Source organism: Colwellia sp. PAMC 21821 (assembly GCF_002077175.1).
In the GTDB taxonomy this organism is placed as follows: Bacteria; Pseudomonadota; Gammaproteobacteria; order Enterobacterales; family Alteromonadaceae; genus Cognaticolwellia.
The window spans coordinates 2,316,381-2,332,139 of the sequence record NZ_CP014943.1 but is presented as its reverse complement, the minus strand read 5'-3'; the positions used below and the strand labels follow the sequence as shown (position 1 = coordinate 2,332,139).

Here is a 15,759-nt window from a genome sequence, read left to right as displayed (position 1 = left end):
TACGGTAATATTTTACTCTATCTGATTTATAGAAGATGTGAGGTCGATAGCGACAGAATTCAACCTTAGTTGCTGCTCAAATTGACAATTAAAGTGACTTTCTCCACTTCGCCAAACTTGCAACGCATAAGCCTGAGTGCCTTCTTCACTTAACATAAGTGCAGCTAACGCCATTTGCCAGTCAATTTCTGCATGTATATCGTCACTATTTTCAACATCTAACTGTTTAATTAGCTTATCAAAACTTTTCGAAATATCTTTATTTCTGAGCAAAGCAGGAAACTGTCGGATTTGTAATGTACCGGCATTTAGCTGACGAATGTCCATGCCAATATGCTGAAATTGATTTTCATTTATTTGCACAAATGTAGCGACTTTTTCACTAACCGATATTTTTATTGGCAGTAATAGGGGTTGGCTAACCAGCTTTTCATGCCAGCGTTGTTTGATAACTTGTAATTTTAGTATTTGATCAAGTTTCTTTACTGACAATAAACGTAAGGTTTCGCGTTGTTGAAATACTAAATAATGTGGCGCCTGCCAAAATAAAATTTTTGTTGTATCAGTTATCTCATTTTCAGTCACTAAAGCAGAGATACTTGCTTCTGTTGTTATGGTGTCAGCTACAGGCGTTAACTTAGGCTCGGTAACTTGTGTATCCAAGGCTAGGGGGGTCATTAAGTCGCTGTAGGCTTTACTCGCTTGGGGATGAATTTTTGTGGAATAATGTTGCCCACTGGCGCGCGAAAAGCTTGCACTGCCACGCGGGTTTTTACCCTCATTGTGATACTCAGCCGGATTGCTTGCCGATTGATAACTCGCTGAAGAATTTGATTGCTGTTCACTATCAGCGCTAGCCCTTAACGGGGTAATAAAACTGGCACTTTGAGTGTCAACTTGTTGATGGACTTCCTCATCGCTCGTAGCAGAATATATTTCGCCAGTGCTACTATCGACACGACTGTTATTGTCATTGAGATCTAGGTCATTTTTTAATGCGCGATTACAAACAGAATAAATAAAATCATGTACATAGCGCCCTTGATGAAAACGAACTTCATGCTTTGCCGGATGCACATTCACATCCACTTCACGAAAATCAAGCTGTAAAAACAATACAAATGCGGGGAAACTGTCGCTAGGCAGTAAGTCAGCATAAGCCTGCCGAATAGCGTGATTAATCAGTTTATCGCGCATCATTCGTTCATTGACGTAACTGTAGCTTAGATCATTTTGATTACGGTAATAACTCGGCTGGGCAATCCAACCATGTAAATGCAGGCCATTATGTTCACAGTTAACTTCTATCGCATTATCAATAAACTTTTGACCACAAACTTGCGCAACGCGTTTACTACGCTGAATAGTTGAATTAGCGACCCTAAATTGTTTAATTATTTTATGGTTATGCGTAAGTACAAAACTAATATCAAAATTGGCTAAGGCAATACGTTTGATCACTTCTTCAATGTGAGCATATTCTGTTTTTTCAGTGCGTAAAAATTTACGTCTGGCCGGGGTATTAAAGAATAAATCGCTAACATCTATTGTCGTACCGTTCGGGTGCGCCGCCGGCTTTACCGACACCGCCATATCCCGTCCTTCGGCATTCGCTTGCCAAGCTGACTCTTGTGCTTCAGGTTTAGAGGTTAAAGTTAAGCGAGCAACAGAACTGATACTGGCTAGCGCCTCGCCACGAAACCCCAAGCTACTAATCGCCTCGAGATCGTCAAGGTCTTTAATTTTACTGGTGGCATGTCGGCTCAAGGCTAACGCTAATTCATCTTTGGCAATACCTTTGCCATTATCGATAATACGAATGCGCTTTGCACCGCCCTTTTCAATATCAATTCTAATGGTGGTCGCGCCAGCATCAATACTGTTTTCTACGAGTTCTTTAACAACGGAAGCTGGGCGTTCAACCACTTCGCCTGCGGCAATTTGGTTAGCGAGGCGAGCGGGTAATATTGCAATGGTCATGCGAGGGTTAATCTGCCTGTGGTATTTTTAGTGTTTGGCCAATTCTAACGACATTAGATTTGAGGTTATTGGCTGATTTTAATTGCCTGATGGAGACTTTATAACGTTGGGCAACCACAGAAAGCGATTCACCGCGGCTGACCTTGTGCTCGCGAGTACGCGTTGCTGCCATTAAGGTACCGTCAGGTGGATTTCGAGAGAAATAATCATCAACGGCAATGTATATTGCATTAGCTAATTTCTGTTGATGATTACTATTATTCAGTCGTCTTTCTTCTTCTGGGTTAGAGATAAAGCCAGTTTCAATTAATACTGACGGGATATCTGAAGATTTTAACACCGCTAAACTTAATCGTTCAGGTTTATGCTTATGTAGTCTGGTCACTTTTTTTAGCTGTTTAACAACATGCTCGGCAAAATCGTAACTACTCGCCATGGTGTATTCTTTTTTCATGTCGCCAAGGGCAATCGCTAAGTTATTATCTTTAGTGCTTCTGATCGTTTCTCCAGCACCACCTAATAACTCAGAGTTTTTTTCTCTATTTTGAATCCAGCGGGTAAATTCTGAATCAGCACGGCGTGTTGCTTGAACTAGCACCGATGCACCATTAGGCTGTGATGACGTGAAGGCATCCGCATGAATGGAAATAAGTAGATCAGCTTTCGACTTTCTCGCCAGTTCAGTTTTACGATTGTGGTCAACATAATAATCACCACTGCGGATCATCACCGCTTTTAGGCCTTGCTTCTGATTGATTAAGTTAGCAAGTTTTTGGGCTATGTTTAACGTAATACGTTTTTCATAAGTACCTGCAGCGCCAATTGAACCAGGGTCTTCACCACCGTGACCAGCGACAATAGCAATGACGATGTCTCGTTTACCTTGGCTATTATCATGGGTCGCAATCGGCTGACTATTTTTATCATAAAGATCAATAACCAAACGGTCACTATATTGTCCAGCAGGCGCCAATGGAAATATTGAAACTTTATAGTCTTCCGCCAATTCGAGTACTAAACGTGTAGTACCTTTTTCTTTTGATCTGCTGGTTCGAATTTTCTGAACTCGGCGATCCGCTTTTATTGCAGACATTAATACCGCATTGTTCCGGCTATTTTTAAAGTCGATAACTAAGCGCTGTGGAGATTTTAATGAAAAGTATTTAAAGTCTGGTTTTTCAGTGAGATCAAAAACAATGCGGGTATTTTCTGGCGCTGGCCAAATCCGCACACTCTCAATGCTATTACTTGCGTTAACAGTCGCTGTTAAGGCGAGCCAAAGCGTAACTAACACCGTTAATTTTTTTACAATACTTGCTAAACGCATTGTGTTTATTACCCCATAATAACTTTTTTTATCTACTGTTTTTCTTATTATATTGTTTAACTTGTGTACGTTTCGCTGAAAACTGTCGATTAATAAAATGGTTTACGGCGCTAAAATTGATAACAAGCGCTCACCTAATGTTGTTTTGGCCTGCAATGAAACTTGACGCTGCTCATCATGATAGGCTAAATCGATAATCATATCAGGCTCTGGCAGCATACCCTGACCTTTTTCCGGCCACTCAATGAAGCTACAACAATTGCTATTAAAGTAATCTCGAATACCCATATATTCTAATTCTTCAGGATCTGCTAAACGATATAAATCAAAGTGATAAACTTGCCAGTCTTGCAAATCATAAGGTTCAACTAAGGTGTAAGTTGGGCTTTTAACATTACCAACATGGCCCATACCTTGAACAAACCCCCGGGTTAACGTGGTTTTCCCAGTACCAAGGTCACCATTTAAAAAAACAATAACCCCTTGTTTAAGCTCAACTTTTACAATATTTGCTAATTTTTTACCTAAAGCGATTGTTGCCCGTTCATCGGCTAATATAAAGGTTTGTTTTATCACTATATTATTCATCGTATCGTTATTACTTCTAAAGTATCTTATCTGCTGCACAATTACCATTAATTAGCAGCTCAATTTAGGCGCTATAGCTCACTATTTTGTCAGCATGCTAACCTTAAGTGTTTGTAATAATATCAGCTGCAGCGCTTTGAATACAGTTATACCAAGTTGATTAATTAGCTGCTCATTTTTAATAGTTAAAATGAATAACCACGGCGTTATAAAATTTATAAGTAGAATAATTACTGACTACATTTTATGCCTTGTCATGATCCGTTTTTCCTCATGAAAAGTAGCACACTTAATTAATCAAACTGATAACCCCTTTGTCACTAATGACAAAATACATGTCGATTGAATTAATCCTCCATATTCTCTGCGATATAATATCACTTGCCATCGGCTTATTACGGCTATTTTCTAGCAATACTTTCATCCCAGTCGTCCGCTTGAATTAACCTTATTATCGCGATGTGTTAACCTTGTCGCACTTTCAATATCACCTTTATCATTTTAATATTCTACCGCTATGACAACACCTGTTATTAATTATCAAAATTTAACCGACCAAATCAAACTTTGGGGTCAAGAACTTGGCTTTTCACAAGTAGGTATTAGCGATGTTGATTTATCTGAGCACGAAGCCGCGTTAACCCGTTGGTTAGAAAATAACTATCATGGCAATATGGATTATATGGCCCGTCATGGCTTAATGCGTGCTAGAGCAAAAGAATTAGTGGAAGGCACCCTTAATGTGATCAGCGTTCGCATGGATTACTTACCTACCGATGCTAAGTTTGCTCGTATTTTAAAGAGTCGGGATCACGCCTATATCAGTCGCTATGCTTTAGGCCGCGATTATCATAAATTAATGCGTAAACGCCTAAAGCAATTAGGTGAAAAAGTTAAAGCCCATTGTGAAAACCTGAACTACCGCCCTTTTGTTGATTCCGCCCCAATTCTAGAAAGGCCCCTTGCCGAGAAAGCAGGTTTAGGCTGGGTCGGAAAGCATTCATTACTGATTAACAAGCAAGCCGGTTCGTGGTTTTTTCTTGGTGAACTACTGGTTGATATTCCCTTAATAACTGACACTAAAGCAGAAAATAACTGCGGTACGTGTGTGGCCTGTATAAAAATTTGCCCAACCCAAGCAATTGTCGAACCTTATGTTGTCGATGCAAGGCGCTGCATATCATATCTCACAATAGAGTTGCGCGAGGCGATCCCGGAAGAGTTTCGGCCGTTAATTGGTAATAGAATTTATGGTTGTGATGACTGCCAATTAATTTGCCCCTGGAACAAATTCGCAAAACTAGGCAGTGAAGATGATTTTAAACCTCGACAGAACTTAGACAATATAGAACTGTTGACATTATTTGCTTGGGACGAAGCCATATTTTTAAATAAGACAGAAGGTTCGCCTATTCGCCGTATTGGCTTTCAAAGCTGGCAGCGCAATATTGCCGTTGCTTTAGGTAACGCTGATTTTTCTGAGGACAATGTCATCGCATTAACGGAAAAACTGCCAAATACAGAGGCTATGGTGGCCGAACATATAGAATGGGCATTAGCCCAGCAAAAATTAAAACAACAAGCGCTTGTTAAAGATCAAAATTTGCGTTTAACCGCACGGTTAATTCGCTCGGTTGAAAAAGGCATGCCGCGGGACGCTTAATATCCATACGAATAAATCACGAGTATTTAGGGCTAACCTTCACTGGTTACTTTTTGCCACTTAATCAACAAATCATCAAAAGCCACCAAGCTTTTACCTTCAAGATTTTGGCTTGAAAGCATAGCGATAATTCCCTCTGCCAAGACTATGTGGTCCGGTATATCTTGCTCCTCCTGCTTAATTTTTATCAATATTTTTAATTGACTAAACAGCAGTTTGAGATTACTTGGACTGAGCTTTAATGCCTGTTTAATGGCATCGAGCGCCGGCAATAAGCGGTTCTTCTGAAAATGCTCTACGGCCATACTGTTCAGCTCTTTGGCGGTAAAGTGTATTTCTTCACGCTGTTCGCTTTCTTGCGCTATGTAACGCCTAACAACTTGGCTATTCAAGGAATCACCAGCAATCTGATTATTAATGGCTTCAAGCAAATCTATAGCGTCCTCACGCATACCCAACTCATGCAATACTTTAACGCGATCTAAATTATCTTCTACCACGGAACTGGGCTGAAGTGACATATGATTTTCAACCAACTTTGTCGCTTTATCTCGCTCATTGCGTACGTTGTGTAATCTGGCTTTTACAACAATTAATTGTTGCTTAAAAAGGTTCGCATCGTGCCGATCATGCTCAAACTGTCTGATATAACGATCGGTTTGTTGCAATATCTCATTGGCGCTTTCATCTGGAGTCGCGCAGGCTAGGTCAATGCCTGATCTAATGACATTTAGTATAAGTTCTGGAGAATCATGAATAGAGTTTTTTGCTTGTTGAGCGATGTTTCGCGTTGCTACATATTGCCCTTTATGGTCATGAGTTAAGCGCGCTAAATCCCATGACTTTTTATTACGCTCAATATTTCTCGGCGCAAGTGCCATGGCTTTTTTAATTTCTTCGTAGGCCTGTTCGTATTCTTCTTGTTCAATGAAATACTGCGCCATCATATCGTGCGCACCAAAGCGCGTGTCTGGCTTATCAATCAAGGTTTTTATCATGTCGCTAATTTCATCTAAACGACCTTGTTTTAATAAGGCTTTGGCATAACCTAAATATACCCAAGAATACTTATATTGTTTAAATAATTGGCTATAAAATTTTTCTGCTTCTGCAAAGTCGCGCAAGGCCAGATACGACTCACCTTTAATACGGTTAATATTAGGGTGGTATTGTGCAAGCGTTTCATTATTAAGGTGACGATCGGCATAGTAGAGTGCTTTGGCGTAAGATTTTTTATCTATCGCACTATTAATATTAAACAGAACTTGTTTGATCTTTAATATCGCAATGAAACGAGTTCGTACTTTGTTAATTGCTAGCGGTTTTGTCCAAAAGTCATCGGGTTGTAACTCAATAATAGAGTTAACTAATGATTCATTTGTTTCTGTACTGAGGAAAATTAATACCGTGGTTTTTTTTACATGACCTCTAAACTTTAATTCTTCTAATAAATGGAAACCATCTTTGTCACTTTTAACATTAAATGCACAAATAATAATATGAAAATACATTTCATCGCACAACCTAATGCCATAGTAGGCATTTTGTACACAACGCACTTCCTTTATGCCAAGCGCAAATAAGCTTTCTTTTAGAATACTGTGCACTAGCAAGTTATCATCAATAACTAAAACATTGAGTTGGTCGAGTTGTGCTAATGTATTTTTCTCAACTTCTTCCATTTTATACCTTGGTCTCAGGCTGTTATTTTAGGTGCAGTTTTAGACGTTGTTGGCACTTATTAAGCACGTCTTTCTTTGCAGCTACATCAAGTTGGCGCCATGCCATAATTTCATCAATATTTCGAAAACAGCCTAAACAAACATCTTGCTCATTTAAACAACAATTACGCACACAAGGGCTAGCAATATCTTCAATATTATCTTTTGGCTGGTGGTATTCTACACTCATATCGCTTCTGCAAATTCAGTTAACTGTACTAAACATAGTTTGAGTTGATTTAGCTGACCTTGCAATGCTTCTTTTTGTTGTGGGGATAAATCACCCTCTGTACGACTTGCTATTATCATTTGGCTAAGCTCCTCACATTGCGTTAATAAAGGTGTGGCAGCAATCACTTTTGCCAGTTTGATTAACGATTGTAAAATTTGTTCTGCCAAATCATAATTTTGCTCATCAATAGCTTTGCTTAACGCTTGGGTATTGGCACTAATATCAGCTAAGTATTCATCTATCATAAAAGCGGCTAATTCAGCAGAGCCTTGGTTTTGTGCGTATTTACTTAAATCAAAAGCATCACCTGTAAGTTCACTTTCTGGCTCTAAATCTAGAGGGAAGTCAAAAGGCTGCTCAATCTCAGCCATACTCAAAACTGGTTCTGAAATAACATCAGCTTTCACAGATGAAGGACTTTGTGTTGTATTTATCTTATCCGCTTGCTGACGCTGTTGTCGTCTAGGGGTTACAAAATCAGCACCCTCACCCATGCTAATATCTGACTTTAACCAAGGAGACAGCTGCTGTGTTAACTTTTGAATATCTAATGCGGGCGCTAAATAATCTCCATACCAAAGCTTTGGCAAATTAAGTGCGTCGAAAAAATCTTGTTTATTATCACTATTTTTTTGCAAAGCAAAAACACCACGTACAGCGTTCAATGAATCTATGGTATTGAAATCAAAGGCCGGGAATTCGGAAATAACGACTGAAAATCGCCCCGACAGCCATAGACGCTCAAGCTGCGCTGGCCCAGAAGCCAAGGTCACCTGTAAACCTAGCCAATGCAATATCCTAATCAAAACACCATATTTATTGGGCTCTGATACACCAAGCAACACTTCCACTAGCGAAGGGGAAAATCTATACGGTGAGAATATTTCCGGTTCAACAGATAAATTAATATTGTTAGTCTCAGTTAAAATCTGAGCAACTCTAGTAATGAGTTCATCGGTATACCAAGGCAGATTGGAAACTGAAAAAAAACCAGTTCTTTTTAATGCTCCGCAATTAAATGGTTGAATAACCATTATTTTAGGTTGTACTTTAGCCGGTAAACTAGCTAAATGTTGGGTGATTAAGTCGTAATCTGAGTAATACACTTCGGGCGATAAAATAACAACATCTAAGCGATTTTTCGTTAAGTGCTTTATGCTAATTTGTCGTTGAAATAACGATAAGTCTTGCATCGTTTCTACTAAAGCTTTGCTATCACTAAACTGTTGACAAATTCTTTCTCGACTTAGTTTGTCAGTCGCAATCACTAAAATCGAACACTTTGCCAGTTTAACTGCCTTGTCTTTACTTGGTTGGCTCAAGTCTCCGGCTACGGCAAATGGTAAAGTAAAAGAAAATTTACCTCCTAAATCCAAGGATTCACTAATTTTATTGCTTACATTGAAGACTAGCTCTAAATCTTGCAAATAATGATAGGTAGTAGCACCTAAATCAGTACTTATTTCGTCACTAAGCGCTAATGCATTAATCACTCGTTGTGATGTCTGAACATGTGATGCTTTATTAATTACAAAGCTCATTTTTACCGTTTGTTGAGCGCTATTTACATCAACAACTTGCAGATTAACATTAAGCTCAACGCCATATTGATCAGTTAACATTTCTTGGCATATTGTAGTTATCATTGATTGAAATAATTCACTTTCAAGCGTAACTGTAGCAGCCAAGTTATCTGCCATATTTAAATAGACATGATTGTTGTTTTTCACTTGTGTCAAACTAACATTGGTCAATGCGGTATGCATTTCATTGGCCAATGACACCGTAGATAAAGTTAAAACAAAGTGGTCAACACGCAATTGTGCTCGGGTTTTATACTGTTCATTCAAACGAACAAGTTTCTGCAACAGTTGATAGACAAGCGGTTCATCACCCTGAGTTAATGACAGCATCTGCCTTAAAATCAGGACATTATTGGTTAGGGATAATGCTTCTTTACTATTAGCGATAATAGCAAGCTTATCTGCCTGATTTTGCTGTTGAATTTGTTCCTGCAATTGTATTTTTTCATCTTTAAGAGCACGATTTTTTTCTGCATTGCATAAGCTACCACACCATGCGCCCTCAATGTATTCGATAGTTAAGGCTATAGCTTTTTTTTGATTGCTGATTAAGGATATTCTTTCGACACTATTATTCTTTTTGGCTTGGCGCGCAAGAGTCAAAATTGCAAGTACATCTACTCTACTAAAACACTTACGCCAATGTTTGCTAGTGAATTTTATACCTAATAAAGCACGCAATTGTTGTTGCTGCTTTTTCGATAACGTAGGCAATTGCCAAAAAACCTTGCCTGTATGTCGAGACATAAGCGCAGTATACATTTGATGATTTTTTTGCTGCTCTTGAAAGTCCGCCTCACTGTGTAGAGGTTTAGACAGCTGTTTGATAGAATTAATAATTTGTGTGACTTCAACCCCTGGTACTTTTACTAAAACTTCTCCCGTAGCCACAAACTTTTCAACGACATCGGTGCTTTGCACACCAAAGCGCTGAACTTTTCTTCGCAGACTAAAAATCAAGCTGATAAAAATTATAGCAAGCAGAACAAAAACACACCCTATAAACCAGACGTAATGTTTAGGCTGCAAATCAATATTACCTTTTGCCAACAATGTTAATAACTGCTGCTCAACATTCGAAGATTTCAGCGGCTGCAAGACAAGTGGTTTATCAAGTAATGGGCTTAACTCATCTCTCTGTTTAATTAATACAGCTTGAAAGTCAGCTGCCATACGTAATTGGCCACGCCATTTTGCAAAGGTATTTTGCTCGTTAAACAATAGTTTGTTAAGGGCAGTTACTTGCTCAATCAATGCGTTTTCATCGATAGTTTTATTAGTTGTATCGTTCGAATTTTCCAAAAAATAATTTATAACACTCTGAATTTTTTGCTGAATATAATCAAATTCTACTAAATCATATTGCAAATCAACCTGATTAAACATCACTAAAGTATCAATTATTCCTTGTTGTAATTCACGATTAATATATAAGCTATCAACCAGACTACTGAGCTCCTTTGCCCTAACAATCGCGATTCTGGCAGTAGATTTTTCTTGATTAATTTGACGATATAATACTTTTTGTTGCCTTGTTTGATCAGTGATTAAATTAGATAAACTGTCAGCGACTAGAGTCAGCTGTATAATAACACTATCTTTAAGCTGAAGATTTCTCAGATTATTCTCACTCAATCTCGAGATATTTTCTGCCTGTATTTGCAAACGATGGGTTAGCTGTTCTAATAACAGCCTATTGTATTGACTTAGTTTGGTAATGTTTTTCAAGTTTTCTTTCAAGGATTGATAATCTTCATCAAACCTTGTGGGGGATTGACTGGTGATAATGTTATTTAGTAATCGATCATTTTTATTCAGAAGTAATTGCCGTTGACTATGTTGTTCAATGGCAGGGAATTGTTGAGATTTAAGTCCAACTAAATCTTGAACATATTGAAAATATAATGAAAACCCCACAAAAAAAAGTAAGAAGAAGCTTAAGGCTAATAAATAAAATCGGCTAGTTAGTTGACGATATAGTGGCTGTATTGAATCCATGAACGAGGTAATTTCCTAACAAGTCAAACACATAATGGGCAGTTTAAATAGGCAAACCTGTTCAGCGAAATTTACAAAATTATGAAACGGCTTTGCTGTATGACAGTGTATGGATTTAACATTAATTAGCAACGACTAATAGCGATTTGACTAATTAAACAGTCACTTTTTTTATGACAAAAAAACGCGATTAATCAGTCAAATTAAACTAAAAATGGCAGTTGAATATTTTTAGTTTAACTTTATGCGTCATACCTAGCTCAATTATTCATCAGCTTGGTATGACATAGAGCAAAGTGTATCGCTAAAATAAACCAAGTAGATGGTATCCTAGCTTTTAGCTCTTTTGGTGATCCAAGCCCATGTCATCAGGCACTCAATCGGTTGTTCACCTGACTCATCAGTAATAGTTACCGCAATCTCCATATTGCCTTTTTCTTGCGTTAAAAGTGCTATTTGCTCATCTGAAATGGTTGCAATTGCAGTCAAGTCACCTTGCATTCTGCGCTGATAGTTAATGGTCATCGACTTTAATAATGGCAGGCAGCTATCTGGTAAATTCAGCCCAAAGACAATACCGGTGGCAGATTCAGCTATTAGTGCAGCGGCAATAGCATGCACTCCACCAATATGATTTTGCACCCTTTTGCGATTGACCATCAACAATTTCACTTGCTGCTGCTCTATTTCAATCAGAGTGACCTTTGACGTGCGGGCATACTTAACCTGAGCACAGAATAATTTCGTCAAGAAAAACGAATGACTGACTTTCGGTAATTTTTTAATATTATTAACAACCCGACTGAAGCGATTAACCATAAATATCCTTGATGAATGTGTGCACAATGACTATTTATTGTTAACCATACTGGTCAGACCTGCAAGTATTTTTTATGATTAGCTAGAACGTGACGGACAAGTTAGTGGACTTATAAAGCCATTAATTTTATGCCAGTGAAATTTTCCTGATTTATACCAAGTATATTAATTGACTGCTCATTTTTAATAGTTAAAACGAAAAAAGACGCGATGGCGTCTTTTTATAAGCGATAATGTGGTTAAGCTTTGCTTTTAAAGCTTAAAAAAGTGTTGCTGATAAATTTTCATTTCCGCAATAGACTCGCGAATATCATCCATCGCTAAATGGGCGCCGGTTTTTACCACCTTGTCTAACACTTCAGGCTTCCAACGACGCGCCAGCTCTTTTATGGTACTGACATCCAAATTGCGATAATGAAAGTAATCTTCAAATTCAGGCATGTACTTATTAATAAAACGTCGATCTTGTCCAATGCTATTGCCACACATAGGTGACTTACCTTTAGTAACATAAGGCTTTATAAATGCCAACGTTTTAGCACTTGCCTGCGCTAAGCTCGTGGTACTTTGGCGACATCTTTGTGTCAACCCTGATTTACCGTGATGTTCAATACACCACGCATTCATATTATTTAACACGTCATCGCTTTGTTGAATAGCAAACACGGGGCCTTCAGCTAAAACATTAAGTTGGCTATCGGTAATTATTGTCGCAATTTCTAAGATAACATCAGTCTTAGGTTCAAGGCCTGTCATCTCTAAATCTAACCAAATTAAATTGCTATCATTCGCGTTCATTGTTTTCCCTACGTTAACTACTTTTCATCAAGTCAGACCCATTTATTAAATCATCTACTTGGCGTAGTGTCTTTAAAAGGCTCGATTACACATGCATTTATGCAATGCTTGGGTATATAATACGTCAAAATGTAGCATGATTAAAATTATTTGTCGGTAACCTTAACAGATTAATACCCAAATACTGAGATAACATAAAAATGAGACTAACTTGTGGCTAAAGCCAAAAAACTGACTAAAGGTCAAGCGCGACAGATCAAAGCTAACCAAAGTAAGAAGTTACGTAAATCTACTGAAAAAGTGCAGTGGCAAGATGACGAACTCGCGGCGACTGAAACAGGTACAGTGATTAGCCGTTTCGGTCAACATGCCGATGTAGAAAGCAGCGAGGGTGAAATTTTCCGTTGTAATTTACGCCGCAGTATTGCCTCTTTAGTCTGTGGCGATAAAGTCCTTTGGCGTAAAGGAAAAGAAACTCAACACAGTATCTCAGGTGTTATTGAAGCGGTACACGAACGAGACTCTGTTCTCAGCCGTCCCGATGTATATGACGGTGTTAAGCATATTGCCGCCAATATAAGCCAAATTCTGATTGTTTCATCGGTATTACCAGCCTTTAATGCTGACATTATCGACCGATATTTAGTTGCAGCAGAACAAACCGGTATTACCCCGGTGATTTTATTAAACAAAGTTGATTTACTCGATGATAGCAACCGTGAAGCTATTGAAAATCAATTAAATATTTACCGTAAAATTGGCTATCAAGTCACTTATATGAGTAACGAAACCGGCGAAGGCATTGCTGAGTTAAAGTTGCAGCTTAGCCAACATACTAGCGTTTTTGTTGGTCAATCTGGTGTGGGTAAGTCAACACTCACTAACACCTTAATGCCTGAACTAGGTGTGGTGACGAAAATTGTTTCAGAAAACTCAGGGTTAGGACAACACACGACTACTGTTGCTCGACTGTATCATTTTGAACAAGGTGGCGATTTAATCGACTCACCAGGCATAAGAGAATTTGGCTTATGGCATTTATCGCCCGAGCAAGTCAGTAATGGTTTTATCGAGTTTGACGAATATTTAGGCACCTGTAAATTTCGTGACTGCAAGCACCAAAACGATCCTGGATGTGCGTTAATTGCCGCTAAAGACGAAGGTAAAATTTTCCCTGAACGCTTAGCCAGTTTCCAAAAAATATTAGCCAGTTTAGGTGATAATACCCTGACCTCGCGTTTTAATGATTAAACAGACAATATAAAAATTAAGGAATAATAGTGTTAGTTAATAAAATAAAAATCGCTCTGCAATATATGATGCCAAAGCATGCCATCTCAAGACTTGTCGGTAAATTTGCTGCCGCAGAAGCCGGTTGGCTAACCACTAAGGCCATCAGTAAATTTATTAAAGCGTATGATATTAATATGGCAGAAGCTAAACTAAAAAATGCCACTGATTTTAAAACCTTTAATGACTTTTTCACCCGTGAACTTGAAGACGGCGCACGTACTATTCTCGATGATCCAAATACCGTTTGTTATCCTGTTGATGGCGCAATAAGTCAACAAGGCCCTATTGAGCAAGGACAACTTATTCAAGCAAAAGGCTTTAATTACAGCTTAGAAACTTTACTTGGTGGCGATAAAGCAACGGCAGCGCCTTTTCAAGACGGTGAATTTTCATGTATTTATCTTGCGCCAAAAGATTATCACCGCATTCATATGCCTATAACCGGTACATTACGTGAAATGATTTATGTACCCGGCGATTTATTTTCAGTCAACCCGTTAACGGCAAATAATGTTCCTAACCTATTTGCCAGAAACGAGCGAGTCGTGGCTATTTTCGATACCGCACATGGTGCAATGGCAATGGTATTGGTAGGTGCAACAATAGTCGCCAGCATCGAAACTGTATGGGGCGGTACTATCACACCACCGGCGGGTAAAGATGTATTTCGTTGGCAATATCCTAGCGAAGGCGCCAGTGCGATAACGCTAGAAAAAGGCGCTGAAATGGGCCGATTTAAATTAGGCTCTACGGTGGTTACAACTTTCGCGCCAAATATGGTTAAATTTAACCAAGCAGCAGGGCCAGAAACCGTTACTCGCCTTGGTGAACATTATGCAGATTTAGTTAAAGCAGATGAAAGTGCGTAATTTATACCCTATGACTTTCAATCTCAGTGCTGGAGATTTATAAAATGAAAGTCATTGCACATAGAGGTGCTAGTGGTGAGTTTGCTGAAAATTCACTGCTAGCCTTTGAACAAGCCTTAATACAGGGTTGTGACGCTATTGAGTTTGATGTGCAATTTCATCAACCCAGCTCAGAATTTATTCTCCTACACGACAGCTACCTTAAAATTAAAGACAGTAACGGCGATAATGGCAAAGAAAAGGTCCATTTTAATCAATTACCACTCGATGAACTTATTCACACCTCACCTAACGCCAAGTACAATATCTGTACCTTAAAGCAAGCTTTAGAATGTATTAATATCCAATGCCAGATCAATATTGAGCTAAAGTCTGCAACACAAGGTGCTCAGCTAGCCAACGAAATGCGAAAGCTCGAAGCAGTAATTCAACATGCTCAAGCACGTAAATTAATAACGTTTCAACAACTTGTTATTTCTTCATTTAATCATCACGCACTTGCTTATGTGGCAAATTATTTGCCTGAAATTACCACCGCCGCATTAATCGCTTGTTGCCCGATTAATTACGCTGAGTTTTGCCAACAATTAAAGGTTAGTATGGTAAACCTTTCAATTGAGTGTGTGAATCCAGAAATCATTAATGACGCTCATCGCAGAGGTTTAAAAGTCTGGGTCTATACTGTCGATCATCCAGATCAAATCAAGCAATGCCTTGATTTTCAAGTAGACGGTATATTTACAAACTTCCCATTGCGCTCACGTCAAACAATATTGGCGCTGACTTAACACTGCCGAGTCACTGAATATAAACACTTTTGACTATTTTATTAACAATTAAATGGAACTATTGGGCAATTGCTATTGCTCATTTATTCGTCTCAAGCTA

The 15,759-nt window shown here is 38.6% G+C and carries 12 protein-coding genes; 4 read left to right on the top strand and 8 right to left on the bottom strand.

Features of this window, described 5'->3' with window-relative positions; translation table 11 throughout:
• Nucleotides 1-12: 12 nt before the first annotated feature.
• The 3 genes from mutL to tsaE all read right to left on the bottom strand — a co-directional run bounded on the left by mutL (nucleotide 13) and on the right by tsaE (nucleotide 3,895).
• Nucleotides 13-1,980 (bottom strand): DNA mismatch repair endonuclease MutL, encoded by a 1,968-nt coding sequence (mutL, locus tag A3Q33_RS09975; protein ID WP_081179801.1) that lies wholly within the window; start codon nucleotides 1,978-1,980, stop codon nucleotides 13-15.
• Between the two features lie 7 nt (nucleotides 1,981-1,987).
• Nucleotides 1,988-3,307 (bottom strand): N-acetylmuramoyl-L-alanine amidase, encoded by a 1,320-nt coding sequence (locus tag A3Q33_RS09970; protein WP_081179800.1) that lies wholly within the window; start codon nucleotides 3,305-3,307, stop codon nucleotides 1,988-1,990.
• 102 nt (nucleotides 3,308-3,409) lie between these two features.
• Entirely contained in the window at nucleotides 3,410-3,895 is a 486-nt protein-coding gene (gene tsaE, locus A3Q33_RS09965) for a tRNA (adenosine(37)-N6)-threonylcarbamoyltransferase complex ATPase subunit type 1 TsaE (RefSeq protein ID WP_081179799.1), read from the bottom strand.
• A gap of 517 nt (nucleotides 3,896-4,412) precedes the next feature.
• Here tsaE and queG point away from each other — a divergent pair.
• A complete protein-coding gene (queG, locus tag A3Q33_RS09960) occupies nucleotides 4,413-5,558 on the top strand; it encodes a tRNA epoxyqueuosine(34) reductase QueG (protein WP_081179798.1) in 1,146 nt (381 codons plus the stop codon).
• A gap of 32 nt (nucleotides 5,559-5,590) precedes the next feature.
• Here the strand turns inward: queG and A3Q33_RS09955 are convergent, their stop codons facing one another.
• From A3Q33_RS09955 to orn, 5 genes are all read right to left on the bottom strand, one after another.
• Nucleotides 5,591-7,240: a response regulator gene (locus A3Q33_RS09955; protein WP_081179797.1), complete on the bottom strand. Its 1,650-nt coding sequence runs from the start codon at nucleotides 7,238-7,240 to the stop codon at nucleotides 5,591-5,593.
• Between the two features lie 22 nt (nucleotides 7,241-7,262).
• Nucleotides 7,263-7,469, bottom strand: coding sequence for a DUF1289 domain-containing protein (locus tag A3Q33_RS09950; protein ID WP_081179796.1), 207 nt, complete (start codon nucleotides 7,467-7,469; stop codon nucleotides 7,263-7,265).
• Entirely contained in the window at nucleotides 7,466-11,092 is a 3,627-nt protein-coding gene (locus A3Q33_RS09945) for a hypothetical protein (protein ID WP_081179795.1), read from the bottom strand. Before A3Q33_RS09945 ends, A3Q33_RS09950 begins: the two co-directional genes overlap by 4 nt.
• 330 nt (nucleotides 11,093-11,422) lie before the next feature.
• Entirely contained in the window at nucleotides 11,423-11,911 is a 489-nt protein-coding gene (locus tag A3Q33_RS09940; protein ID WP_081179794.1) for a DUF4442 domain-containing protein, read from the bottom strand.
• Nucleotides 11,912-12,163: 252 nt separating this feature from the next.
• Nucleotides 12,164-12,709: an oligoribonuclease gene (gene orn / locus A3Q33_RS09935; RefSeq protein WP_081179793.1), complete on the bottom strand. Its 546-nt coding sequence runs from the start codon at nucleotides 12,707-12,709 to the stop codon at nucleotides 12,164-12,166.
• A 213-nt stretch (nucleotides 12,710-12,922) separates the two neighbouring features.
• On the opposite strand from orn, the gene rsgA reads away from it, so the two are divergent.
• Genes rsgA through A3Q33_RS09920 form a run of 3 tightly spaced genes read left to right on the top strand, consistent with a single transcriptional unit; the run spans nucleotide 12,923 to nucleotide 15,659 of the window.
• Nucleotides 12,923-13,960, top strand: a complete 1,038-nt coding sequence (rsgA, locus tag A3Q33_RS09930; RefSeq protein ID WP_081179792.1) for a small ribosomal subunit biogenesis GTPase RsgA — start codon at nucleotides 12,923-12,925, stop codon at nucleotides 13,958-13,960.
• Nucleotides 13,961-13,989: 29 nt separating this feature from the next.
• The gene (gene asd, locus A3Q33_RS09925; RefSeq protein ID WP_231295826.1) at nucleotides 13,990-14,871 is read left to right on the top strand and encodes an archaetidylserine decarboxylase; all 882 of its coding nucleotides are present in this window, start codon (nucleotides 13,990-13,992) and stop codon (nucleotides 14,869-14,871) included.
• 44 nt (nucleotides 14,872-14,915) lie between these two features.
• Entirely contained in the window at nucleotides 14,916-15,659 is a 744-nt protein-coding gene (locus A3Q33_RS09920; protein ID WP_081179791.1) for a glycerophosphodiester phosphodiesterase, read from the top strand.
• Nucleotides 15,660-15,759 lie beyond the last annotated feature (100 nt).

Bases quoted from the DNA above. Each gene is read 5' to 3' on its own strand.
- mutL (WP_081179801.1), bottom strand. From the start codon at position 1,980: ATGACCATTGCAATATTACCCGCTCGCCTCGCTAACCAAATTGCCGCA.
- A3Q33_RS09970 (WP_081179800.1), bottom strand. From the start codon at position 3,307: ATGCGTTTAGCAAGTATTGTAAAAAAATTAACGGTGTTAGTTACGCTT.
- tsaE (WP_081179799.1), bottom strand. From the start codon at position 3,895: ATGAATAATATAGTGATAAAACAAACCTTTATATTAGCCGATGAACGG.
- queG (WP_081179798.1), top strand. From the start codon at position 4,413: ATGACAACACCTGTTATTAATTATCAAAATTTAACCGACCAAATCAAA.
- A3Q33_RS09955 (WP_081179797.1), bottom strand. From the start codon at position 7,240: ATGGAAGAAGTTGAGAAAAATACATTAGCACAACTCGACCAACTCAAT.
- A3Q33_RS09950 (WP_081179796.1), bottom strand. From the start codon at position 7,469: ATGAGTGTAGAATACCACCAGCCAAAAGATAATATTGAAGATATTGCT.
- A3Q33_RS09945 (WP_081179795.1), bottom strand. From the start codon at position 11,092: ATGGATTCAATACAGCCACTATATCGTCAACTAACTAGCCGATTTTAT.
- A3Q33_RS09940 (WP_081179794.1), bottom strand. From the start codon at position 11,911: ATGGTTAATCGCTTCAGTCGGGTTGTTAATAATATTAAAAAATTACCG.
- orn (WP_081179793.1), bottom strand. From the start codon at position 12,709: ATGAACGCGAATGATAGCAATTTAATTTGGTTAGATTTAGAGATGACA.
- A3Q33_RS09920 (WP_081179791.1), top strand. From the start codon at position 14,916: ATGAAAGTCATTGCACATAGAGGTGCTAGTGGTGAGTTTGCTGAAAAT.